The sequence below is a fragment of the Blautia sp. LMAG:89 genome, assembly GCF_008679485.1.
GTDB classification, from domain to species: Bacteria; Bacillota; Clostridia; order Lachnospirales; family Lachnospiraceae; genus Blautia_A; species Blautia_A fusiformis.
On the sequence record NZ_NANC01000004.1, the window covers coordinates 977,623 to 999,927 of the forward strand.

The following is a 22,305-nucleotide window of genomic DNA, read 5'->3' on the forward strand; positions in this document are numbered from 1 at the left end:
CTTTACGCCTTATGACCGCCAATCTGTTCATTTCTGTCCCTGGCGGTTGCACCTTCCTGAAGATTCATCCCCTTCAGTACAGCGTTTTTTCCAAATTTCTTTTTGATACTGAGCATTGCTTCCTGCATACGTTTTTCGCGATCCAGCGCAGCCTCTTCCTCTTCCTGCTTTTTCCTTTGCGCCTCATAATCCGTAAAAAGATCCAGCTGCTCATATACTTCTTCTTTCTTGACAGAACTTTCATCCACAAGCCTGTTCGCTGTGATATTGATTCTTCTGACAAGCAGGTTTCTGTCAACGATCCTGTCATATAACTCTATTACTGCATCCGTTATCATCTTGGTTGAGGAAGTCTGCCGTTTCAGATTGGTCGTTCCATGTGCATGTTTCGGAATTCTTCTTCCATAACGGTCGATCGTAACCTCTCCATGATACTGCTTTCTCCTGTCGGCATTGTTCAGATTCTCAATATCATAACCAACCGTCAACACGATCTGATCCGTTACAAGCTTCTTATCCACCAAATCCAAAACCATCTGGTCCGTCATCTCCTTAACGACTAATTTTGCTTTTTCAAAATCATAAGGGCAATGAAGTACCTGCCCGGAACAAACACTGTTCGTTTCCGGCTTATAAGCCTTGACCATTTCCATGGTACAGGACTCATATCCCCAGGCATGGTCAATCAGCAGCTCTGCATTAACACCAAACAACCTATATAACAGGTCTTCATTATATAACTCATTTTCTTTTCCGATGGAACATCTGGCAATATCTCCCATTGTATAAAGCCCGTATTCTTCCAGCTTCTTTGCATATCCTTTTCCTACTCTCCAAAAATCAGTAAGTGGTCTGTGACCCCAGAGTTTCCTTCGGTATGACATTTCATCCAGTTCTGCAATTCGTACACCATCTTTATCTGCTTTAATGTGCTTCGCCACGATATCCATCGCAATCTTACACAGATACATATTCGTTCCGATTCCAGCAGTTGCCGTTATACCTGTCGTTTTCAGCACATCCTGTATCATGGTCATTGCAAGTTCTCTTGCTGTCATATTATAAGTATGCAGATAATCCGTTACATCCATAAATACTTCGTCGATCGAATACGGGAAAATATCTTCCGGCGCAATATATTTCAGATAAATGCTGTAAATTCTGGTGCTGTATTCCAGATAGAGAGCCATCCGGGGAGGCGCAACAATATAATCAATCTCCAGTGCCGGATTGGTATCTAATTCTGTGCTGTCATCAGAAGCTCCGATAAAAGCTCTGTTCGGCGCTTTCCACCTGCGGGCGCTGTTGGCTTCTTTTACTTTTTGAACAACCTCAAATAAACGAGCCCTTCCGGGTATCCCATAACACTTTAAAGCTGGCGATACCGCAAGACAGATTGTTTTTTCTGTTCTGCTTTTATCCGCAACCACAAGATTGGTCGTCATAGGATCCCTATTTCGTTCTTTACATTCCACAGACGCATAGAATGACTTAAGATCGATTGCGATATAGGTTCTTTTCTTTTCCATCATTCTACACCTCCCGATTCTCCTGTGTTTCGTTTCTAATTCTTATTTATCCTGACCGGAAATCTTTCTCATCGCAACAATCCGTTCAAGGATTTCCTGCCTGAATTCTTCTACATCATTCGTCCGCTTGCGCACACCTGCTGCTGCAGCATGTCCACCTCCGCCAAATGCCTGCAGAAGTTCATTTACATTGATCCATTTTCCATCAGACCGAAAGGAACAACGCCAGCGATTTTCTTCTTCCTCATACATGGTAAAATATCCTGTTTCTTACTTCCACGCCTTCCAGATATCCGGCTGATATCCAAGAGTGGATTGTTTTCCATTACGGACAACCGGTGTCTTAATCACCTGCGGGTTTTCCAGCACCTTCTTAAGTTTATCTTCCTCTGCAATGTACTTAATGAGCGCAAGCAAATCCTTATCCTTGCCCTCCCAGTTGATCATATTTTCCAGTCCACCATTTGCCTGGGCAACCGAATTGAATTCGCCCTTGCTCATGCCCTTTTCTTTCATATCAATAAACTGAAACTTGATCCCACGTTCCTTAAAGAAACGTTCTGCTTTCTTTGTATCATTGCACTTCTTTGTTCCAAAAATCTGTACGTTCAAATCAATTCTCCTTATCCATTGCCATATGTATCATTTTCTCAAAGGATTCTCTAAAATGCTCATCATCCTCCGATGTTCGTTTTCGTGGTCCTCTTAAGTGCTTCTTGCCGGATGCCCTTCGTGCTTTCTTATTCAGATGCCGCTCCATAAGCATCTGGTCAATATTTTCATTGGTATACCATTTCCCAGATTGATGAATCGCATACGCATTTTTTCCAAGTGCCATTGCCGCAACTCCATAATCCTGTGATACAACAATATCGCCCCTATGGCAAATGCTGATCAGTTTATAATCCACGGCATCTGCTCCGGCTCCAACTACGATCACTTCACTGTAATCAGATGATAACACATGATTGGTATCACACAATAACGTTACCGGAATACTGTGCTCTTTTGCAACTTTTTCAACAATACCGACTACCGGGCAGGCATCTGCATCAACAAAAATCTGCATATCTTCTCCCTCAATTACACATAAATGGCGTACGAACCTCGATTAGATTACCACTCGGATCATACAGCCTTACAAGCTTCTGCCCACCTGCAAGTTCTGTCAGTTCAGTGGCATATCGGACGAAATACTTACCGGATTCATATTTTGCAAGCAAGCCATCTATGTCAAAATCCTCGAAATACAGTTCCATCCTGTTATTAAATGGCGTAGAAGTTTCATTCAATGTTTTCCCCCATACGTCGGCATCCTGCAAAACAAGTCCCTCCGATAAGATCACATTACCTTCATTCTTAAGAATCACTTGCAGTCCAAATAAGTCCCTATAAAACTCTATGGATTTTTCTATATCATCCACCACGATCAGTACGTTTTTCAGCATATCCGTCACCTCACAATCCGCTTTGAGTCAAGCGAATATTCGCAATCCGCATGCGGTTAAATAATCTTTCCAGACAAATGATCAATTTCATGCTGGCAGATCTGTGCTGTCCATCCTGACAATTTCTGGCGCTGTTTTTTCCATTTGAAGTCATAATACTCTACTTCTATTTCCTGGTACCTGGTCGTCTTACGAACACCATCCAGCGACAGACAGCCTTCTTCTGTCTCATACATGTCACGTTTTGAAACAATCACCGGATTGAACATCACAACATTTATGAATCCCATATTCACAATGATGATATTCTTCTTTACACCAATCATGTTCGCCGCCATACCAACACAACGTTCTCTGTTCGCCTGCAGCGTATCCTGCAGATCCTTTCCAACCTGGATATCTGCTTTCGTGGCTGGTTCGGATGGCTGACCTAAAAAGAAAACATCTCTTACTATTTGTTTTACCATTTACTTTCTCCTGTACTCTAATTCTTATCTATCTTGACCAGAAATCTTTCTCGTCATAACAATTCGCTCAAATATTTCCTGTTCCTCTTTCATTGTTCCAATATTTTATTATCTAACACCACTTTACAACTTTTTCATAAAAAAATATCGTACAGGACTTTCTGATGTATAATGAATTTGACCCAAAACATTACAAAGGAAAGTGACCTTGTACGACAAAAACATTATACAACGAAAAAACACTGATTGGTAGACTTCATCAATATTTTTTGATTTATTTTGAAACTTTTTTTGTTCCGACAGCAGATACCTTATTTCTGCTGATATTATCCATACTGACCTTGTGTTATAACCTTTCATCTGCCAGTCCTCCTTGGATTTTTCTTCTTTTTTGATGTTATCATCTTACAATAAATGGCTGTGTGAAAATCCCGACAACCAACTGGTTCTATGGCGGGGATAATTGGGTCCTATGGCAGATTAAACGCTGATTAAAGGCCTTTAATTGCCAACTAAACTACGAAGAATTCCAAAATCATGTTGCAGATTTGGAGGCTTCCATTCATGCCACCGATAATAAGATTCAGCAAACGAGGCTGGCAATTCAAAATCAACAAGTAATTCAGAAACACTGTGAAGTCTATCGGACCTGTCGTGACATCATACGTGCTCAGAATTTGGTATTCACAAACTTCCGTCGGCTGAAAAACTGCAGCGCCAACAGATGGAACTGGAAGAAGAACTGTCCTCAGCAAAAAAAGAAAAGCAGGATCTCCAGAAGCAACAGAATACCCTGCATATAATTGAAAAAAATTTTGATGCTATGATCCGCAAAGCTGGTATCAAGGTTCCGGAGAAAGCGCCTTCACCAAGAATCTTGAGCTCTTAAATGCCAAAAAAGAAAAATTAAAATAAGCCATAACGCAACGAAAGGCAATGAACCATTTCTGACTCATTGCCTTTTCCTTTACATACGCTGTAATTGATTGACGATACTTTCTGTTCTTCGAATAGCTTCTTCTACCTGTCTTTGTGCATTATTGATTCGATCCTGGACCACCCAGTCCACAACAAATCCATCAAAAAAATAATCCGCAAAAGAAAGAAAATCTCCAGTATCGATATTCAAGTTACATACCATATTTACATCATTTAATTCTCTACTGAAATTACGAAGATCATACTTTGCCTGTTCCATATTCCGTTTGGCCTGATCAATTCTAGAATGTTTTAGCATCGTAGTGAAAAAACCTCCGCCAAACATATCTACCAGTCCCCAGTTCTTTGCACTGTTTAAATTTTCTTTTGCTGCCTGAAGACTGTTCAAAGCTCTACGTCCAGCTTCAATTGCTTCTCTTTTTTCTTTTTCAATATCATATCCCATTCGTTTTCTCCTCCTGATCGATTATGAATGTGACGTCACCAATGCTATAATGCCACCGACAATCAACAATGGAAAAGCAATGTACATCAGTCCACCTACAACCATACCAATCAATATCACCGGGAAGAAAATAACTGTGCAAAGTAATTTCATAATTCCCCAGGATGCTCTTAACCCAAAAACAAAAAATTTTCCAACAAACCAAATCATACAAATTGCAAATAATAACGATAACATTTTTTTACTCCTTCTGAAACTCATTCTGATATGTGTCTTTCATTTTTTCTGTTCTTTTTCTGCTAAATATTCAGATGTGTTCTTTATGCCAAGCTTATTACTGAATGCCGGATTTTTCTCCATCTTTTCTATTATCCGGATTAATCGAACTCTCTGTGCCGCTTCCATCTGATCACCCCATTTATATTCTGTTTTTTTGCTGATATTGTCACTATAACAAATTTATTTTTCATAATACACATCCACCATGAGGAATTGCATCTTTATATTTCTCGAATTTTGAGAATTCTGTCTTTATATTTCTCTGCACGAATTGTTTCCTATCTATGCTGCCTCTTTTATAATAAGCATATCCGAGCAACATCATAAATTATTATTAAAAGGGAGATTATGCTATGCGAATTGAAAACTTGCAAAATGAAAACAGAAAATATGCGAAAAGTATCGAAAACTTCCATGTGCTTGAATATGTGCAGGATTCCAGCGTTTCACCTATGAATGCAATGAATGAGTATTTCATGAGTAAAATGAATGTCAGAAGAAGACAGGTTGTTATTGATATTGATAAAGACCATTCAGCTGTTATCCAGGCTGGTGCCATGCAATGGATGGGTGGTAATGTACAAGCCACATCTGGTGTAAAAGGTATCGGAGATTTCCTCGGAAAGGCATTCAAGGGTGCGGTTACAAAAGAAACCGCAGTTAAACCGGAATATGTTGGTGAAGGCTGTCTGGTATTAGAACCGACATACAAATATATTATCCTTGCAGACATTGGCAAATGGGGACCAGCCGGAATGACAATTGAAGATGGCATGTTCCTGGCTTGTGATGCAAATGTAAAAAGTAAAGTTGTGGCCAGAAAGAACCTTTCATCAGCAGTATTAGGTAGCGAAGGTCTGTTTAATCTGAGTTTGCAGGGAAATGGTGTAGCTGCACTGGAGTCTAATGTTCCCGAAGATGAATTGATTGAAGTCATATTGGAAAATGATGAACTGAAAATTGATGGAAACCTTGCTGTATGCTGGTCATCAAATCTTGAATTTACCGTAGAAAGATCTACAAAAACACTTGTCGGATCTGCAGTTAGCGGAGAGGGTCTGGTAAATGTTTATCGTGGAACAGGACGGGTACTGATGTGTCCGGTCGCACCGACAACTTCCTTGTTTGAGTCCACTAACACCATGGCAGCTAAAGCTGCTGCTAAATCCAGCAATACATTTGGAAAATAAGTGTAAAATACATTCTCTTGTAACCAACAAACGCCGATATAGGATTATAAAAATCCTGCATCGGCGTTATTAATTGTGACCATTTTATTTTCTTTATTCAGATGAACTGCTTATCATCCATGCAAATTTTTAATTCTTTTCAATTCCATCTGGCATATGATCTTTCTCAGTTATTTTTCGAATGACCCGGCATGGATTTCCAACTGCCAAACTATACGGCGGAATATCTTTTGTTACAACACTCCCTGCACCAATTACACACCCTTCTCCTATGGTGACACCACCGCAAACAACCACATTGGATGCCAGCCAGCAATTATCCTTTATAGTTATTGGCTTCGCATATTCAAGATTATAAAAACTTCCATCTTCTCTTTTCCTAATATTGCGTTCTTCAGGTAATAATGGATGCATAGGAGTTGCCAATGTAACATTTGGACCAATCATCACATTATCGCCTATATGTATTTCACATACATCTAAACATGTAAAGTTAAAATTAGCAGAGCTGAATCTTCCAAAGAACGTATTACATCCGTAATCAAAATAAACAGGCGCCTGTAAATAGGGGAGTTCCTCTGTTGCTGGCAATAATTCCCTCAATATCTGTGCTTGTTCTTCTTGATCATCTTCATCTGTCGAATTGTATTTTCTTGCTAATTTACGTGCATTCACGCGTAATTGCTCCAATTCTTTATCCGTTGGATCGTACAACTCTCCACTTAGCATTTTTTCTCTTTCAGTCATTTCCGATAACCTCCAAATTCAAAGTTATAAATATCAGTTTCCCCATTCTCTCATGGTCTGCAATATTTTATCTAATACTTTTGCACTTTCCGTCATCAAATACGGACATAGCCATAACCATATTATCTACTTTTAGATCACCGGAAAAAATATCCATCGCAGAAGGTATCTGTTTAAAATTAATTTCAACAATTTCTTCATAGTTCTCTTCTGCAAATCTTTCAACTATATATGTTTTTCCTGTTTGTCTGGCTCCCTGAATTACAAGACATTTTTTGTTTTTTGAATCTACCCATTTTTTATGTAATGCGTCACTTTTCTTTTTAACATAAAACATCTCCTGTTACCAAATAATATTTTTATCAAGAACAACTTTGTAACATTTTTAATTACTATATTTCTTTTATCATCAACATTTTAGAATATTATATCATTGATCAATATATATTAAAAGATTTTTTCCATTTCATACAATCTCTTCTGAAGCTCCGGTTCAAAGAAATTCTACATTCCTTCATTAAAGCTTATGAAAGGCTTCTCCATATCTTCAGTTGTGAAAATCAGGGCATTTTCATTACTTTTCTTAACCGCACAGTCTGTGAAATTTTTAAATTCCTTATCAGTGACCGGCTGCTGCATATGCTTAACATCAAACAATACTTCTGTGTCAACCAGACTGTTTCCTATTCAGGGTTTATTTGAACTCCAATATTAATATTACCATCCGTGAATAATATTATTTCATTTTTCATCAATAAGACCTTACACATTCTACCCTATCACACTCGCACCAAATGGCATGAAAGAGAGTCTTGCCATCTTGAAGAACTGCTTTCCAAATGGAATTCCAACTATCGTAATGCACCAAATACAACCCACTATCAGGTTTCCAAGTGCCATTTCCCATCCAAAAAATATAATCCATATAAGATTTACCAGAAATGAAAACATGCCATTTCCATACACGATTTCTTTTCCAAACGGCCAAAATGCCAAGGTTGCAAATTTAAAGCATTGCAGACCTACCGGAATTCCAATAATTGTAATACACCATATGCAACCTGCAAAAATCCATGCCAGTCCGCCCAGTAATCCTCCAAATATAAACCAAAGGATATTACCTATAGTTCTCATGACAACATCTCCTCATCCAATGTCTAATATTCTTTTGCAATTTCCTCTGTTATCTCATATATCTCTTTGAATTTTTCTAAGTCCTCTGGAGATCTGATCAGCATGATTTCTTCAATTTTTCCGGTCCGTATGTCTTTGAATCCTGCTACTTCTTCTCCGGTACAAATGCTTGCACGAATAACTGGTTTCATATGTTCTCGGTCATATGTTTTTTTCACGATTTTCTTTTTGAATAATCCCATGCTACCTCCCCATCTCCGAATATCTTCGACAACAAGATCAACTATTTAATTTCTGGAACATTTTTCTGCATCGATTGCCAGTACAAACATCAACGCATCCAACGCATTTCCTGGATCCTGTACATCAATGACATAAGTATCTGACATATGAAACAGTTCTTTATTGACCCGTGCAATTAAATAACCACTTTGATCAAGAATGCTATAATCCCATTCCATAATTGTTCCATCAATATGCCATCCATTGTAATCAATATTATAATGTGGCGTCAGGAATGAGAATTCTTTGCTCAGGCATCCGATATAACTGCCGTTTTTATAAATTTCAAATTTAGGAAGAAAAGTAAGTACTTTCTGAACAACCATTCCTACTTCATTTCCATAGGCATCATAAATTACAAGTTTATGTCCCCAGGACAACTGACCTTTTACTACATAAACAGTGTTGCCTGCTTCATCATAGATATCATAGCTGTCAAACCATGAAAATAGCCTTTGTTTAAACAATAACTTCATAACTTTTCACCGCTCTCTCCAACAGATATAATTGGTTCTTTATAAGTATCATAATACCATGCCGGAACACCTTAAAAAATATCTAAATCGAAGAATTAACCCATCTTATTTCACTGATTATGATAAAACACATATTACCAGCTATAAATCTCTACTTGTTCACAAAAAGATATAAAAAAGACCATCTACTGCTTGTTTACGGTAAATGATCTTTTCATTGCAATATTTAATTAAATATTATACTGAGCCGATTGTTCACGTATCAATTTACATGTTTCTCATTGTATTGCTCGCCCTATTATAAATACAATTTGTTTTCCTTCCTACTGGAACAAACCTTCTTCATTTTCAGTCCAGCGATAAAACTGACAAGCTTACTGTAATTTCTTGCCTTCTTCGGACAGACTGCTACACAGTGCATACAAGAAATACACTTATCCTTATCGGTCATCTTCGGATTGTCCAACGGAATGGCACCTGCCGGGCATTCTTTTGCGCACAGACCGCAGGAAGTGCATTTTCCATTTGCAACAGGTTTGAGTGGAACACCACCATATTCTCGATATGGTCTGTTTCCCGGAAATGCAGGTGCCCTTTGTGCTTCGCTGTTTTGCATAATCTTTGCGGCAAATTCCAGCAATTCCTTTTCATCCTGCTGATCCGGGCGTCCGGTTCCAAATTGGTGCATCAGGGAATGCTCTGCGACTGCCTCCATTCCTGCGATACATACAAATCCTGATGCCGCCAGAACATCCTGTAGTTCCAATAGAGTATCATCAATCATACGGTTTCCAAATACTGCCACAAGAATTGCTTTCGTACCATCTGCCTTTACTTTGCGGAACATATCCGTTACAACTGATGGAATGCGTCCACCGTAAGACGGTACAGCAACCAAACATAGGTCCTTTTTTTCAAATTTCACCTTCATGAGTTTATCTGGTTCTTTAATTAGGTCGATTTCTTCAGCATCCAGCTTCGTCCCTTTCGCAACAATATCTGCTACTTTCTCTGTACCTCCTGTCGGGCTGAAAAATATGTTATAAAATCTCATAATGATCCTCCTACTGATTCCGATTTGTTTATTGTCCTTTTATAACGGTTGACCAATTGTTTTCAATAGTCTTTATATGTTTGAAAGGAATTCTTCTATCAAACTATTTATCATCTCCGGTTTATCTGTATTAGAATTATGACCGGCCCCTTCAATCCACTTTAAAGGAATTTTCGCTTTTCGATGCCATTCTCTGTTATACCTTATGCATGAACCGGCATGATCCTTTGTACCACATATCAACAGGGAAGGACATTTGATTTCATATGGCAGATTCTTTTCCATTGCCTCTGCCAGAATACGAAATCCATACCCGGCAATTTGTGCATAACGATGCTGATCACCATCATAGACCAGCATCATTTCCTTCATCAGGTTTCTGCCATAATTAGAAGTTGCAACTCCCTTTGTTCCGGATTTCAAAAGCAACTTCCATGGGTAATGTGCATATACTGGTTCCATTCTTTTCAGAAGCCAGATCTCCACTGCTGTCACATAGTTTCTCTGGAGCGGTGCTGAATCAATGGAAATAAAACCTGCCAGCCGGTCAGGATACAATTGTGCATAAGCCTGGCCTACATATCCTCCCATTGATTGACCGATTATAATTGGTTTTATGATTTCTTCTTTTTCAAGAATCCCATTCAGCCATTTTGCCTTATCAAACAAGTCAAAATCAAACCGGAACGGCCAGGAAGAGGCATGAGCCGGTGCATCCCATACAATAATATTATATTTTCCATCGAAGTACGCAACCTGTTTATCAAACAGTCTATGGTCAGCAGTCAGCCCCGGAAGAAATACAAGCGTCGTTGTATCCAAACTCAGAATACTTGACCAATAGTGAATTGTTCCGCAAGGAGTTTGATATGTACTTTCCTTCAACAAATCCACCTCCGCAATTTTCATTTTTCTCAGTTACACAACCTGAAAAATTTTAACTATTTTCATATTGGTTTTTTATATCAAATACATTCTGCTACATCTCATCCGGTTTTTGACCATCGTGGGCTTTCCATTGACACTCCGTCAATTTCATATCTGTAAATACCGCTTTAAACGATGAATCTTCCGGACTGCATGCATAAATTCCAAATTTGATCTTTCCTGCACCAGCCCACATATGACAAATCCTCATTTGCTTAAACCGTATGCCATCCTCAGAACATTCAATGCAATAATCATCTTCACGTCTACTGAGACGATACCACATAGATTTAATCTCTGCATCAATTTCCGTAGTTGCCCAATCTGAATATCCATTGTTTGTCACAACACTTCCCAGGTGCTGAAAATTGTCATTCTCATATTCTATAGAACCTTTCAACCAATTCTCACTGTCAAGATACATAACCACACCGCACTGATCAAAGCGATGATGGCTTTCCTTAAAATCTGTTTTCACCATAAATGAAAAAAACTTTTCCTCTGTTTCTATCTGCAAAACCGGAGCATTATCATTGCGGAAATGATAGTAAGTTCTTTGCCACAAATCAGTTCCAGGCTGTGTGATAATCTCAATTTTGTCATCTGTCAGCGTGTAATCATCAGGTTCTCTCGTCCACTTAAAATCTTTTATATTCATCTCATTATCCCTCCAAATTCCGATTTCACGACATCATTTCTAATACAGATTTTACCGTACTTTTTAATCTCAGTCCATCCTTTATACCCAGGCGATAAAAAAACTCTTCTATCTCTGCTCCGCTGGCAAATATTTCATCACAATACTTCGTAAGCACTTCCTCTTGTTCCGGAGACAGTGTTTCCAAAAGCTTCTGGTATTCCTTCTCTATATTTTCATTAAATGGCTGTTATCTTGATTTGATTTCCATTCAGAATATGCTTTGCTCATACGATTGGAGAACATCTTATCAACAGACTCCTCTACGTCTTTTGACATCTTTGAGGGAGACTCTTGCTTTTGAACTTTTTCGTTCTTCGCTTTTTCAAGTGTTGACTCGTCAATATAGTGAATAATTTCTCTCAGATTTGCCTTCATAGATTGCAGGTATCCTCTCATCAGCACTGCCAGTTTCTCACTTCTGACTCCAATGCCAGGACAAATGCTCCTGCAGCCAATACGCCTACCAACATGAATTCAACGATTCCCAGAATAATATAATTCATGTACTGCGTGCGGTACCAAATGATGGTGCACACAAAGTCAGCCTCATTGATGCGCCTTCCATCGGACTTTGCTTCCGCAGTTTCCTTCACTATCCCTTCTCTGGAATCTGTTTCTACAAGTCCCTTTCGGGTCATCTTTTTGACCGCATGTCTTTTCGCCTTAAATTCCTCCAATCGCTTTCACCTCCTTTCTCCCCAAATGGATAAAAAAATAAGGCCATCTATCGTGGATAACGGTAGACGACCTCAAGTTATATACTTCTTTATGATGTTATTACTTTGTATTTGTGTTTTAATGCTTTTGACAGTGCAACATTTGTAAATGGAACAATCTGATCATTTTGCAAGCGGCCAAGGACAATACCCGGATCTCTGTCAATTCTTTCAGCAAATCTGCGGATAGCATTTTCGCTAAACTCATTCATCCTAACGAAAGCCTCATATTCTCCTGGAGGGATCAATTTGTCTTCCGCATATTTATCTGCTGCATCCTCCTGTCCAGCGTGCTCATTTTCAAACGTAATTCCATAATCACCATTAATAATATGGCCAATCTCATGGAACAGAGTAAACCAAAATGTATCTGAATAGAAACGTCTGTCATTCACCATCAGCATTACATTCTGCCCAATCTTCTTGGTTGCACCATTTATTCCTGAACCCGGAAGATTTGGAAGTATTACGAATATTACTCCCGCATCTTCAAAGGCCTTCCTAATCAGTGGATAAAAATCACCATGCTGTGTTGTTAATGTCAATGCATAATCAACAGCTTTTTCAAACTTCTTTTTTTCAAACTTAGGTGCTTCTATCTTCAGTGCCTGATTAATTGCGATCTGAACCATTGCATTTGCTCTGGCAGTATTAGCCTCTTTCATATCCTCAGATGCACTTCGGAAACTAACTGCCATATTTTGCTTTGTAAAAACAGATAATGATGCAACATTTAAAAATTCACGTAGGCACTTAATCTGCTCATTTGTTTTTCTCGGAAGATCAGGCAATCCAAAATTCTCTCTGAAATATGTGTACTGAAAGTACTTGAAAATTCTTCTTTCCTGCTCTAATTCCTTGGATGATTCAAACTCAGCAATCAAAGCGTCATAGCTCTTCTGAAGATTCAGCCAGTAGTCAACACTAGTCCCTAACATTCGAGATAATTTCATGGCTATATCGATTGATAAGCTTTGCTCCCCACGTACCAGAATACTTAAATTCTTTGGCGTGGTATCTAATCGTTTTGCAAAATCTTTCTGAGAAAGTCCACTTTCTTCAATGATTTCTTTGATATAGTATCCAGGATGAAAAGCAATCTTATCATTATATTCAATATAATTACTCATAATGGTTACTTACCTCCTTTACTTCAACAATTCTAACCACACCAGCAATTTCATCAATATTACAAGGATCATAAGGTTCTTCATTCTCATCTAATGGCTGAATAATAATACGCCATGGATCTCTTCTCGTTTTTACATCTATAGCAAAAAATCCATCCATATTGCCACTCAACTTATGAAAATGAAACGTCGGCATCATTACTATATCCTTAATTACACTCGCCTGCTGCATAGCATTTATTCGGGCAAATAGGCTGGTTGCTAATGCAGCATTCCCGCCAAACAATTTTTTTGCAGTTTTTAAATCGGTACATTGTTTCTGAACTTTGCTGTTATTGTATAGTAGCTGCACGTTTGCCCTCCTTTTTAAATTACCCGTTGGGTAATCTAAATATACCATCAGGAGAGGCTCTAGTCAATAATTCACACACTCTTTTCACAATTATTCTTCCATATGGAATTGCTTGAATCCATATGTATGAATTTGCTTCTTCACACTGCGATGATTTCAAAAATCTCCGCGATGATGAGGATATTGTTATCAATAGGGAGTGGATCCTTAACAAACTTACCGAAGAAGAAAATTAATAATATATTTGGTGGCTACACCCCCAAGCCCCTGTAGAATAAATAACGCCAGTACTGGATATCAAAAATCCCGCACCGGCGTTATTTATTAAAATATTTTGTTTTTTAATCTTCAACACTCTCTACTGAAACTTCTTTTTTCTTCCTACTTTTACTAGAAATCATCTTGTGTCCTGTATAAATAGCCATAATCATGCAAAGCAAAGAACTTGTTGCAAAGTACTTATGGCCTTCTTTTGATCCCTTGCTCCGTACTTCCCCATTTTACTGATTCAGCCATACATCATTTTTGCTCATACTATTTTCTCCATATTATTTTTCAAACTCTGGTTTCCAGTTTGCAAACTGTACAAGCTGTTCATCCGTGCGGTGATAATATCTTTCATTCTTGTCCAGCTTTGCAATCTGTTCCATTTCTTCATCTGTTAATGCAAAATCAAAGATATCCATATTGTCCTTAATGTGTTCTGCATTTTTACTTCCAGGAATTACAACAAATCCCATCTGAGTATGCCAACGGAGAATAACCTGTGCAGGTGTTTTTCCATATTTTTTGCCAAGTCCTGCAAATACCAACTCATTCATTAATGCTGTATCTCCATGTCCCAGCGGATACCAGCTCATAAGCTTAATTCCATATTTGTCTAAAGTTACACGAAGTTCTTTCTGTGTGAAATATGGATGTGCTTCCACCTGAATAAACTGAGGTACAATTTCCCACTTTGTTTCCAACTCTTCCATATATTTTCCTTCAAAATTCGAGATACCAATGGATTTTGCTTTGCCCTCTCTATACGCTTTTTCAAGCATTCTGTATCCGGTAAGCCAGTTGCCTGCAGGCTGGTGTATATAAAGTAAATCCACATAATCAACACCAAGTCTTTCTAGAGTTTCTTCTACAGTATTCTCATTTTCATATTCACTAGCCCATATTTTTGTTGATAGAAATATATTTTTTCTGTCAATTCCACTATCCTTGATTGCTCTTCCAACTGCACGCTCATTTACATAAGCATTTGCTGTATCAATTAGGGAATATCCCATTTTTAATGCCTCTAATGTACTTGTGTAGGCATCCTCTGGTGATAACATAAAAGTTCCTAGTCCAAGCATTGGACATTCCAAATTGTTATTCAACTTCATATTTTCCATCTTTTTAGTCCTCCTGAAATTTTTCTTTATCAAGCATTTTTATTACTTTTGCCGGATTTCCAACTGCTACTGCATAATCCGGTACATCCTTTGTCACTACAGATCCAGCTCCCACAATTGCGTGTCTTCCGATACATACTCCCGGAAGTATCGTAGCTCCAGCTCCTACCCAGGCATATTCTCTTATCAGAACAGGCTTACAAGTCAGAGTACACAAATCATATGGATCATGATTATTGGAAATAAGCTGTACATTTGCAGCAATCATAGCATTGTCTTCAATCGTTATTCCACCTCTTGCCATTGCAAGAAGGTTAGAATTGATAAATACATTCCTGCCAATCTTTACGCTTCCAACACATGCTCCATTAAGCGGTGGTGATATCATACTCCCATCTCCTAGGTTATTTCCAAACAATTCCTTTAATAAATGATTATATTCATCAGTAAAAGGCATTGTATGATTAATCTGAAATAATATTTTTGTCTGACGTTGCCCTTCTGTACTTTCTTTTATTGACGCAGTTCTTACATCAACACGTATTTCCTTGCATTCCATTTTTCTAACCTCTATTTCTGTATCCATCTTTCAAGTACATCTTTCGCTTGATCTACGCTGCTTCCATGTATCGCAATGCCTTTCTCAATCACTGCACCTTTTGCACTTTTTTTAATATCACTCTCCGTATTTGACAATCCGCTTCCTTCATGCGTACAGAATGGATGAATTTTCTTTCCTGTAAAATCATAACTTTCCAGAAAAGTATATACAGCCATTGGCATGGTTCCCCAGTAATTCGGGTATCCAAGATAAATCTCGTCATATTGATCTATATCCTGTGGCAGATTTAGTATCTCTGGTCGTTTTCCTGTCTGTTTATCCTCTTTTGCCTGTGCAATGCAGGTATTATAATCAGCGGCATAGGGAATCTTTTGCTCGATTTTGAAAAGGTCTGCTCCTGTCATATCAGCTATCATTTTTGCAGCTTTCTCAGTATTGCCAATCTGAATATATTTCATAGAACCGCCAAAATAATTTTCATCTGCTCTTGAATAAAATGCTACCAGCTTTGCCATTTGTACTATTCCTCCTTTGTCCATACCAGTTTTCCTGTTTTCACTGCTTCTTCATACCGTGATATCTTATAAGAAAGCCTGTCCATAGTTTCCTCTATCTGCTCTTTTTGCTTCTGAAGAATATCCATCTGCTCATTCAACAACTCAAGTCTCGCAGGTATTGTAGAATCTCCCGCCCTAAATAGCCTTTGATATTCAATCAGACTTTCTATGGGAAGTCCTGCATTTCTCATACATACTGCAAGCTCAACCCATCTAAGATCTTCTTCCTGGTAATCCCGAATTCCTCCGGATGTTCTTGTAACTTTAGGAATCACATTAACCCTCTCATAATAACGGAGGGTATCCTGTGAAATACCATATTTTTCTGACACTTCTTTTATTGTCATATTCTTCCTCCACAATTTAAAGAAGATTTTTCACACTCTGTATCCATTCATCAATTTGTTCCTGAGGTGTCTCCAGATTACTTCCACCTGTAGAATCAAACTGTATCTGCATATCGCAAACCACATTTGCGCCTTTGCAGGCTGCTTTCATATCCTTTATTACATGCCCTGACCAGCCACCATTTGTCATAAAAGGTACTACTGTCTTTCCGGTAAAATCCTGTTGGTGCAGAAATGTTTTTACAGCCGGAGCCATTGTGTACCACCATGTAGGTGTCCCAACTGCGATGACATCATAATCTGCAATATTGATATCCAGCGGTTTAATTTCAGGTTCGTATCCGCGCTGCACTTCATTCTGTCCCTGATTTACCACATCATCATAACTGCCAGAATATGGAACTACGGTATCTATTTTTAGAATATCGCTATCAGTCTCACTCTGCAGCATTTTTGCAATTCTTTCCGTGTTTCCATTTGACCATGAATAATATATAATCAGTAATTTCTTCATCTTTTTACCTCCTGTTTCGATTAGCATACTACTTGAAGTTAACTCCAAGTCAAGGGCTTTTGTTTTTTTCTTCATAAACGCTGGTATGACGCAGACTGTGGAAGACCCAAGACTCGCTACTGGCGGTTGGTTAGACCTTACCAGACAGGCATTCCACCTGCTAGACTACTCGCCCTTATCTGGGCGCACAATCCCGATTTGACGGTAATTTCTGTTTCTCTACATCCTACAAGCCCAGATAAAACTAATATACACAGACTAAATAACAGTACTCTTTTCTAACTCATAATTTCTTTCCAAGTTCATATGCCCGGCTTCTTTTGCTCCCTTTGCACACTCATTTGCAAGTATATCAGAATTGCTGCCTCCTCGAAGACTTGTCGATATGATCAATACTTTTTTTGCCATGATTAAATTTCTCCTTTTTCAGTGTCTTTTTTAACCTTCCGTATAACTTTCGCAGGCACTCCTGCCGCAATCATATTGGCCGGAACATCTTTTGTTACAACTGCTCCGGCTGCAATGACCGAACCTTCACCAATCGTAACCCCCGGAAGAACCGTTACATTTGCTCCAAGCCACACTTTTTTTCGATGTGAATCGGCTGAAATATCATACCTGCTCTTTTCCCGGGATCTTCCATATGATTGATCGTTGCCAATACTGCATTATGTCCAATCAGGACTCCATCCTCTATATAAATACCACCCTGATCCTGAAACTTACATCCTGCATTAATAAAAACATTTTTACCTATATGGATATTTCGTCCGCAGTCTGTATAAAACGGAGGAAACATTCCAAAACTTTCATCTATTTTTTGTCCGGTAAGTTCCGACATAAGCTGTATAATTTCTTCTTTTGTATGATATTTGTTATTCAGCTCCATCGTTATCTTTAATGCCCTTTGAGACAGCTCATGCATAACCAAATGTTCTTCACTTCCACCATCTACGATATATCCGGGCTTCATATTACTCAAATATTCTTCACACGTCATAATTAGCCAACTCCGTTTTCTTTAAAAAATTTCTGAATTTTGTCAAATGGAATCACATCCGGATTATCGTATAGATCTGTATGAACAGCTCCCGGAATTGTCAGCAGTTCTTTATTGGATGTGTACTTGCTGTTCTTGATCATATTTTCATAAGCATCTTTTCCAAAATAATAGCTGTGTGCTTTTTCTCCATGAACGATAAGGACTGCACTTCTTATTTCATTACTGTACTTTAATATTGGCTGATTCATAAATGACATACATCCAATACTGTTCCAGCCATCATTTGAATTCAGGCTCCTTTTATGATAACATCTGCCTTTATAATACTCACTGTAATCTTTTACGAAGAAAGGTGCATCTTCCGGAACCGGAAGGGGAACACAACCACCGCCTCTTGAATATTCGCCTTTACGGTATTCTTCTGTCCTGAGGGTATTCAGTGACTGTTTCTTTGCATAACGTGCTTCTTCACTGTCCTCAGAATCAAAGTATCCATTCGCATTTACTCTTGTCATATCATACATGGTAGAAGCAACGGTTGCTTTTATTCTTGTATCCAACGCAGCTGCGTTAAGAGCCATTCCACCCCAGCCGCAGATTCCAATGATTCCTATTTTATCCGGATCCACATCTTCCCGAACAGAAAGGAAATCAACAGCAGCCATAAAATCTTCTGTATTAATATCTGGAGAAGCCATAAATCTTGGATAGCCTCCACTTTCCCCCGTAAAAGAAGGGTCAAATGCAATCGTTAAATATCCTCTTTCAGCCATTGTCTGTGCATATAATCCGGAACACTGTTCTTTGACTGCCCCAAATGGTCCGCTTACGGCAATCGCAGGATATTTCCCAGATGCATTTTTTGGCTTATACAGATCTGCAGCAAGTGTGATTCCATAACGATTTATAAATGTCACTTTCGTGTGGTCTACTTTTTCACTCTGTGGAAAAGTTTTATCCCATTCAGATACTAGTTTTAATTCTTCTGTTTTCAACATAAATATAACCTCCATATGCAAAATTTCTTGTAATTACACTAACAATAGTATATGATATAAATATCTTACAACCTAAAGTTAACTTTAGGTCAAGCATAAATTTGAAAGAAGGTTTTTTATGTATACAATCGGTCAGGTCTCTGCAATGTTTAATCTTCCTGTTTCTACATTAAGGTATTATGACAAGGAAGGCTTTTTCCCTAATCTGGAACGCAAGGGAAATATCCGTTATTTCAGCGATAATGAATTAGAAGCACTTCGTATCATTGAATGTCTGAAGAAATCCGGTCTTGAGATAAAAGATATAAAGCAATTTTTTATCTGGGTATCTGAAGGCAGCTCCAGCTATGAAAAAAGGAAAGAATTATTTGAAACCAGAAAATCAGCTGTTGAAACTGAAATTCAGGAACTTCAAAAAACTCTCTCCCTCTTAAAATTCAAGTGCTGGTATTACGAAACAGCAATGAAAGATGGTAACGAAGATGCTATAAATGCCATGTTGCCTGACAAACTTCCAAAAAATATACAGAAACTATATGATAAAGGGCATGACTGATTTTTGCTTTCTCCATCAAACTGGAATTTGGTGTGTGCTTTATAAATTTTTTCCGATCCACTCAAGTTCGTTCATGGAATCCTTATTTTTTTCAAGTTCATCTCTGGCTGTTGCGTAATATGATTTTTTGAAAAGCATATCCCATGAAAGATATTTTGCCATACAGTCAAACTGCTTATCAATCAGCTCATACTGGATACTGCCCACAGGAGAACCACCTACAACAATTGTGCCAACTTTTTTGTTTTTTAACTGCAATCCACGGCAGTAGCACTTATCAATGATAAGTTTCAATTGTGCTGACATTCCCCACCAATAAACTGGTGTAGCAAAAAGAATCATATCTGCGGCAGCAATTTTATCAATTGTAGAATTTGTATCATCCTTATCGACGCATCCCTTAGAGCATTGACAGACACCACATCCCTTGCATGGTGCAATGTTGAGTTTGTCGGGTTCAATGATTTCAATTTTATTCTTTTCTGACGCTCCTTTTATAAATGCATTGATTGCTGCCAGCGTATTTCCTTTTCTGGCACTTCCATTAATGATTACAATTTTCATGCGTGTATCCTCCAACTTCCGATTTGCACTTCAAATCGTTTTCTTTATTCTATCATAGCATCCATTATTCCGCCATCAGTCTTTCGAACCAGGTATCCATGACAATGATAAACTGGCCTGCTCCTGGCAATTCTTGCAGCATTTCGTCAAGAGTTTTCTGTTTCACATATTTCTGCACCTACACCCAACAGGCAATGCTACTGGCTTCTGATACAATGTCAGCTATGGTTTTGCGCATAAGCTCTTCAAATTCAGTAATTTCTTCTTTTGGGACAACATCATACAGTGTTGGTGCCTGATGACTTAATTTTACTCCATTTTCATTTGCATCTTTAAGCAGATTCTTAACTTTTTCTCTTGAATCCTCCGGTACTTTCATGTACTCCCACATAAATGCTACCACATCGGACGGTGTGTCTTTTTTAAGTGGTGGTAACTGAATAAAATCATTGTTTTCGCTCATTTTCATATTCTCCTCACGATATAATAAAATCAATAATACGTTCTCTTGTCATGTCCAGTACAGTATCTACGAACACTCCTGCAAACAGGATCAGATACAGAATAACACTCAGCGAAAACAGGAATGCAACCTGTACCCAATCATGGTAACAGTATGCAGTCGCTATAATCAACAAAGTGAATATAAACCCAAGGATCCCTCTGACAACCGCATAAGTCTGTACTGTCATCTTTACTGCCAGGCCGATCACAAAAAGGATCAGCCATACCGGCAGTAATAATATTTTCCCAGCAAGTTTTAAAATAAACATGTGCACCTCCTATCTTACCAGTCCTGGCATATCATGGTTCACCTCTGCCTGATAATACCCGTTCATCGTTGACGGTGCATTAAACAGAGCTGCTAATAAATATTTTTTGATGTTCTTCACCTTTGTGGTGTTACCACTCATACAGTGTAAGACATACTCGATATGTGAATAGGTCAGCATCAGAAATTTTTTCTTCACCAGTGATGCCGGATACCAGTTGCTGGCAATCAAGATCTTGTCATTTTTACACATCACAGTCTCTACGATCAGGTTCACGATTTCATCTACCTGCCGCATATCGTCATGATGGGTTACTTCCAGTGATTCATAATCAATGGTCTCTTTGACAAGGTTTTCATAAGCCTGATAATCCTCAGAGCGGTTATCGCTATCAAATCTTTTCTCATCCACAGATATGATATGATTAGATTTATTATCATTCATTTCAGTATCACTAAGATTAATATTATTACATGAACCTATTAATGAAAAGTGGGGAATACATTCGAGAAGAACCAATCATTTATCAATTTCCACGAAGAACTCTCAGTCTCTATGATCTCCCGGTTTCAGCTGGAACAGGACAATTCCTTGATTCCGACCGTTTTTCCGAAATTGAAGTTGGTGATGAAGTATCTTCCAGTGCTGACTTCGGTGTCCGGGTATGTGGTGACAGCATGGAGCCTCTCTATCTGGATGGACAAATCATCTGGATTCATAAACAAGAAACACTTGAAGAAGGAGAAATCGGTGTCTTCTTCCTTGATGGTGATGCTTATGTAAAGAAATATCATCAATCCGATTCCGGTATTCAGCTTATTTCTCTAAATAAAAAATATGCCCCTATCCAAGTCACTTCCGGATCCACCTTAAAAACTTTTGGAAAAGTAGTTGGCTAATTTTAAAAGGCTGATGGTTCAGAACGAGGACCTGGATTATTTCGGACTCTGCAGTTCATTGAATGCGACTCCGGAACTAATGAGCTTTAAATTATACAGCCTGACAAAACGAGGCCAGGCTTATCATATGCCGATGGAGATTCAGAGCAATTTCCTGGCGAAATAAAGTAAATAAAGGGGCTGTCGCACTAACGTGCGGCAGCTCATTTTATATTCAACACAAAACTATTAATTGACCTTTGCTCCGCTTTTTTCATTATAACGTGCGGCAGCTCATTTTATATTCAACACAAAACGCCGGACTTCGAAAAGCCCGGCGCTTGTGGTAT

General features: G+C 38.4%; 36 protein-coding genes and 3 pseudogenes. 5 read left to right on the plus strand and 34 right to left on the minus strand.

Annotation, left to right across the window (positions count from 1 at the left end):
• Positions 1–2: 2 nt before the first annotated feature.
• Genes CCC70_RS08450 through CCC70_RS08475 form a run of 6 tightly spaced genes read right to left on the minus strand, consistent with a single transcriptional unit; the run spans position 3 to position 3,444 of the window.
• Entirely contained in the window at positions 3–1,529 is a 1,527-nt protein-coding gene (locus tag CCC70_RS08450; RefSeq protein WP_287084706.1) for a Y-family DNA polymerase, read from the minus strand.
• A gap of 42 nt (positions 1,530–1,571) precedes the next feature.
• Positions 1,572–1,781 carry a DHHA1 domain-containing protein gene (locus tag CCC70_RS08455; protein WP_287084635.1) on the minus strand — a complete coding sequence of 70 codons (210 nt, stop codon included), beginning with the start codon at positions 1,779–1,781 and terminating at the stop codon, positions 1,572–1,574.
• Between the two features lie 18 nt (positions 1,782–1,799).
• Positions 1,800–2,141, minus strand: a complete 342-nt coding sequence (locus CCC70_RS08460) for an arsenate reductase family protein (protein WP_021650098.1) — start codon at positions 2,139–2,141, stop codon at positions 1,800–1,802.
• Between the two features lies 1 nt (position 2,142).
• Positions 2,143–2,598, minus strand: coding sequence for a YaiI/YqxD family protein (locus CCC70_RS08465; RefSeq protein ID WP_021650099.1), 456 nt, complete (start codon positions 2,596–2,598; stop codon positions 2,143–2,145).
• Positions 2,599–2,608: 10 nt separating this feature from the next.
• Positions 2,609–2,977, minus strand: a complete 369-nt coding sequence (locus tag CCC70_RS08470; protein WP_270391417.1) for a VOC family protein — start codon at positions 2,975–2,977, stop codon at positions 2,609–2,611.
• A 56-nt stretch (positions 2,978–3,033) separates the two neighbouring features.
• Positions 3,034–3,444 carry a peptide deformylase gene (locus tag CCC70_RS08475; RefSeq protein WP_015526465.1) on the minus strand — a complete coding sequence of 137 codons (411 nt, stop codon included), beginning with the start codon at positions 3,442–3,444 and terminating at the stop codon, positions 3,034–3,036.
• A gap of 724 nt (positions 3,445–4,168) precedes the next feature.
• Here CCC70_RS08475 and CCC70_RS08480 point away from each other — a divergent pair.
• Positions 4,169–4,333: a hypothetical protein gene (locus CCC70_RS08480; protein WP_021650101.1), complete on the plus strand. Its 165-nt coding sequence runs from the start codon at positions 4,169–4,171 to the stop codon at positions 4,331–4,333.
• A 78-nt stretch (positions 4,334–4,411) separates the two neighbouring features.
• Here the strand turns inward: CCC70_RS08480 and CCC70_RS08485 are convergent, their stop codons facing one another.
• The 3 genes from CCC70_RS08485 to CCC70_RS08495 are packed head-to-tail and all read right to left on the minus strand — an operon-like array spanning position 4,412 to position 5,233.
• The gene (locus tag CCC70_RS08485; protein ID WP_092071042.1) at positions 4,412–4,828 is read right to left on the minus strand and encodes a hypothetical protein; all 417 of its coding nucleotides are present in this window, start codon (positions 4,826–4,828) and stop codon (positions 4,412–4,414) included.
• 21 nt (positions 4,829–4,849) lie between these two features.
• The gene (locus CCC70_RS08490; RefSeq protein WP_015526469.1) at positions 4,850–5,065 is read right to left on the minus strand and encodes a hypothetical protein; all 216 of its coding nucleotides are present in this window, start codon (positions 5,063–5,065) and stop codon (positions 4,850–4,852) included.
• A gap of 39 nt (positions 5,066–5,104) precedes the next feature.
• Positions 5,105–5,233: a hypothetical protein gene (locus CCC70_RS08495; RefSeq protein WP_270391421.1), complete on the minus strand. Its 129-nt coding sequence runs from the start codon at positions 5,231–5,233 to the stop codon at positions 5,105–5,107.
• Between the two features lie 227 nt (positions 5,234–5,460).
• On the opposite strand from CCC70_RS08495, the gene CCC70_RS08500 reads away from it, so the two are divergent.
• Positions 5,461–6,297 (plus strand): AIM24 family protein, encoded by an 837-nt coding sequence (locus CCC70_RS08500; protein ID WP_287084636.1) that lies wholly within the window; start codon positions 5,461–5,463, stop codon positions 6,295–6,297.
• Between the two features lie 129 nt (positions 6,298–6,426).
• On the opposite strand, the gene CCC70_RS08505 is transcribed toward CCC70_RS08500, so the two are convergent.
• The 21 genes and pseudogenes from CCC70_RS08505 to CCC70_RS08605 form a co-directional block, all read right to left on the minus strand.
• Positions 6,427–7,044 carry a sugar O-acetyltransferase gene (locus tag CCC70_RS08505; protein ID WP_015526473.1) on the minus strand — a complete coding sequence of 206 codons (618 nt, stop codon included), beginning with the start codon at positions 7,042–7,044 and terminating at the stop codon, positions 6,427–6,429.
• Between the two features lie 67 nt (positions 7,045–7,111).
• Positions 7,112–7,381, minus strand: a complete 270-nt coding sequence (locus CCC70_RS08510) for an AAA family ATPase (RefSeq protein WP_173775583.1) — start codon at positions 7,379–7,381, stop codon at positions 7,112–7,114.
• Between the two features lie 434 nt (positions 7,382–7,815).
• Positions 7,816–8,178 carry a YccF domain-containing protein gene (locus CCC70_RS08515; RefSeq protein ID WP_059086556.1) on the minus strand — a complete coding sequence of 121 codons (363 nt, stop codon included), beginning with the start codon at positions 8,176–8,178 and terminating at the stop codon, positions 7,816–7,818.
• A gap of 23 nt (positions 8,179–8,201) precedes the next feature.
• Entirely contained in the window at positions 8,202–8,420 is a 219-nt protein-coding gene (locus CCC70_RS08520) for a hypothetical protein (RefSeq protein ID WP_015526477.1), read from the minus strand.
• Between the two features lie 45 nt (positions 8,421–8,465).
• Complete coding sequence (locus CCC70_RS08525; RefSeq protein ID WP_186582584.1) at positions 8,466–8,936, minus strand: LURP-one-related/scramblase family protein; 471 nt, start codon at positions 8,934–8,936, stop codon at positions 8,466–8,468.
• A 298-nt stretch (positions 8,937–9,234) separates the two neighbouring features.
• Positions 9,235–9,990, minus strand: coding sequence for a 4Fe-4S binding protein (locus CCC70_RS08530; protein ID WP_287084637.1), 756 nt, complete (start codon positions 9,988–9,990; stop codon positions 9,235–9,237).
• Positions 9,991–10,062: 72 nt separating this feature from the next.
• Complete coding sequence (locus tag CCC70_RS08535) at positions 10,063–10,875, minus strand: alpha/beta fold hydrolase (protein WP_287084638.1); 813 nt, start codon at positions 10,873–10,875, stop codon at positions 10,063–10,065.
• 94 nt (positions 10,876–10,969) lie between these two features.
• Positions 10,970–11,575 (minus strand): DUF1349 domain-containing protein, encoded by a 606-nt coding sequence (locus tag CCC70_RS08540; RefSeq protein ID WP_021650112.1) that lies wholly within the window; start codon positions 11,573–11,575, stop codon positions 10,970–10,972.
• Between the two features lie 207 nt (positions 11,576–11,782).
• A complete protein-coding gene (locus CCC70_RS08545) occupies positions 11,783–11,992 on the minus strand; it encodes a hypothetical protein (protein ID WP_287084639.1) in 210 nt (69 codons plus the stop codon).
• 20 nt (positions 11,993–12,012) lie between these two features.
• A complete protein-coding gene (locus tag CCC70_RS08550) occupies positions 12,013–12,294 on the minus strand; it encodes a hypothetical protein (RefSeq protein ID WP_287084640.1) in 282 nt (93 codons plus the stop codon).
• A gap of 89 nt (positions 12,295–12,383) precedes the next feature.
• Positions 12,384–13,463, minus strand: a complete 1,080-nt coding sequence (locus tag CCC70_RS08555) for a HigA family addiction module antitoxin (protein ID WP_195456478.1) — start codon at positions 13,461–13,463, stop codon at positions 12,384–12,386.
• A complete protein-coding gene (locus tag CCC70_RS08560; protein WP_083262944.1) occupies positions 13,456–13,863 on the minus strand; it encodes a type II toxin-antitoxin system RelE/ParE family toxin in 408 nt (135 codons plus the stop codon). The genes CCC70_RS08555 and CCC70_RS08560 overlap by 8 nt, the downstream gene beginning before the upstream one ends.
• A 293-nt stretch (positions 13,864–14,156) precedes the next feature.
• Positions 14,157–14,285, minus strand: a pseudogene (locus CCC70_RS08565) (DUF6219 family protein); the annotation flags it as partial.
• A gap of 78 nt (positions 14,286–14,363) precedes the next feature.
• A complete protein-coding gene (locus tag CCC70_RS08570; protein ID WP_270391439.1) occupies positions 14,364–15,203 on the minus strand; it encodes an aldo/keto reductase in 840 nt (279 codons plus the stop codon).
• Between the two features lie 4 nt (positions 15,204–15,207).
• Positions 15,208–15,789 carry an acyltransferase gene (locus tag CCC70_RS08575; protein ID WP_005347226.1) on the minus strand — a complete coding sequence of 194 codons (582 nt, stop codon included), beginning with the start codon at positions 15,787–15,789 and terminating at the stop codon, positions 15,208–15,210.
• On the minus strand, positions 15,774–16,304 hold the full coding sequence (locus CCC70_RS08580) for a flavodoxin (protein ID WP_005347223.1): 531 nt from the start codon (positions 16,302–16,304) through the stop codon (positions 15,774–15,776). The genes CCC70_RS08575 and CCC70_RS08580 overlap by 16 nt, the downstream gene beginning before the upstream one ends.
• Complete coding sequence (locus CCC70_RS08585; RefSeq protein ID WP_009203852.1) at positions 16,286–16,669, minus strand: MerR family transcriptional regulator; 384 nt, start codon at positions 16,667–16,669, stop codon at positions 16,286–16,288. Before CCC70_RS08585 ends, CCC70_RS08580 begins: the two co-directional genes overlap by 19 nt.
• Before the next feature lie 16 nt (positions 16,670–16,685).
• Complete coding sequence (locus CCC70_RS08590; RefSeq protein ID WP_287084641.1) at positions 16,686–17,258, minus strand: flavodoxin; 573 nt, start codon at positions 17,256–17,258, stop codon at positions 16,686–16,688.
• Between the two features lie 183 nt (positions 17,259–17,441).
• Complete coding sequence (locus CCC70_RS08595; RefSeq protein WP_330577158.1) at positions 17,442–17,591, minus strand: hypothetical protein; 150 nt, start codon at positions 17,589–17,591, stop codon at positions 17,442–17,444.
• Between the two features lie 2 nt (positions 17,592–17,593).
• A pseudogene (locus tag CCC70_RS08600) lies at positions 17,594–18,183 on the minus strand (DapH/DapD/GlmU-related protein).
• A gap of 2 nt (positions 18,184–18,185) precedes the next feature.
• Positions 18,186–19,184: an alpha/beta hydrolase gene (locus CCC70_RS08605; RefSeq protein ID WP_226866428.1), complete on the minus strand. Its 999-nt coding sequence runs from the start codon at positions 19,182–19,184 to the stop codon at positions 18,186–18,188.
• 118 nt (positions 19,185–19,302) lie between these two features.
• On the opposite strand from CCC70_RS08605, the gene CCC70_RS08610 reads away from it, so the two are divergent.
• A complete protein-coding gene (locus CCC70_RS08610; protein WP_055154026.1) occupies positions 19,303–19,740 on the plus strand; it encodes a MerR family transcriptional regulator in 438 nt (145 codons plus the stop codon).
• Between the two features lie 39 nt (positions 19,741–19,779).
• On the opposite strand, the gene CCC70_RS08615 is transcribed toward CCC70_RS08610, so the two are convergent.
• The 4 genes and pseudogenes from CCC70_RS08615 to CCC70_RS08630 form a co-directional block, all read right to left on the minus strand.
• Entirely contained in the window at positions 19,780–20,304 is a 525-nt protein-coding gene (locus CCC70_RS08615; protein WP_055176454.1) for a flavodoxin family protein, read from the minus strand.
• Between the two features lie 178 nt (positions 20,305–20,482).
• Positions 20,483–20,767, minus strand: coding sequence for a hypothetical protein (locus CCC70_RS08620; RefSeq protein WP_330577160.1), 285 nt, complete (start codon positions 20,765–20,767; stop codon positions 20,483–20,485).
• Positions 20,768–20,780: 13 nt separating this feature from the next.
• On the minus strand, positions 20,781–21,077 hold the full coding sequence (locus CCC70_RS08625; RefSeq protein ID WP_005334864.1) for a hypothetical protein: 297 nt from the start codon (positions 21,075–21,077) through the stop codon (positions 20,781–20,783).
• Positions 21,078–21,086: 9 nt separating this feature from the next.
• Positions 21,087–21,560 (minus strand): annotated as a pseudogene (locus tag CCC70_RS08630) (DUF6017 domain-containing protein); the annotation flags it as partial.
• 2 nt (positions 21,561–21,562) lie between these two features.
• Between CCC70_RS08630 and CCC70_RS08635 the strand changes: the two are divergent.
• Together CCC70_RS08635 and CCC70_RS08640 are read left to right on the plus strand one after the other, a co-directional pair.
• Positions 21,563–21,976 (plus strand): S24 family peptidase, encoded by a 414-nt coding sequence (locus tag CCC70_RS08635; RefSeq protein WP_195700512.1) that lies wholly within the window; start codon positions 21,563–21,565, stop codon positions 21,974–21,976.
• Positions 21,969–22,142: a hypothetical protein gene (locus tag CCC70_RS08640; protein ID WP_226815871.1), complete on the plus strand. Its 174-nt coding sequence runs from the start codon at positions 21,969–21,971 to the stop codon at positions 22,140–22,142. Before CCC70_RS08635 ends, CCC70_RS08640 begins: the two co-directional genes overlap by 8 nt.
• Positions 22,143–22,305: the final 163 nt, after the last annotated feature.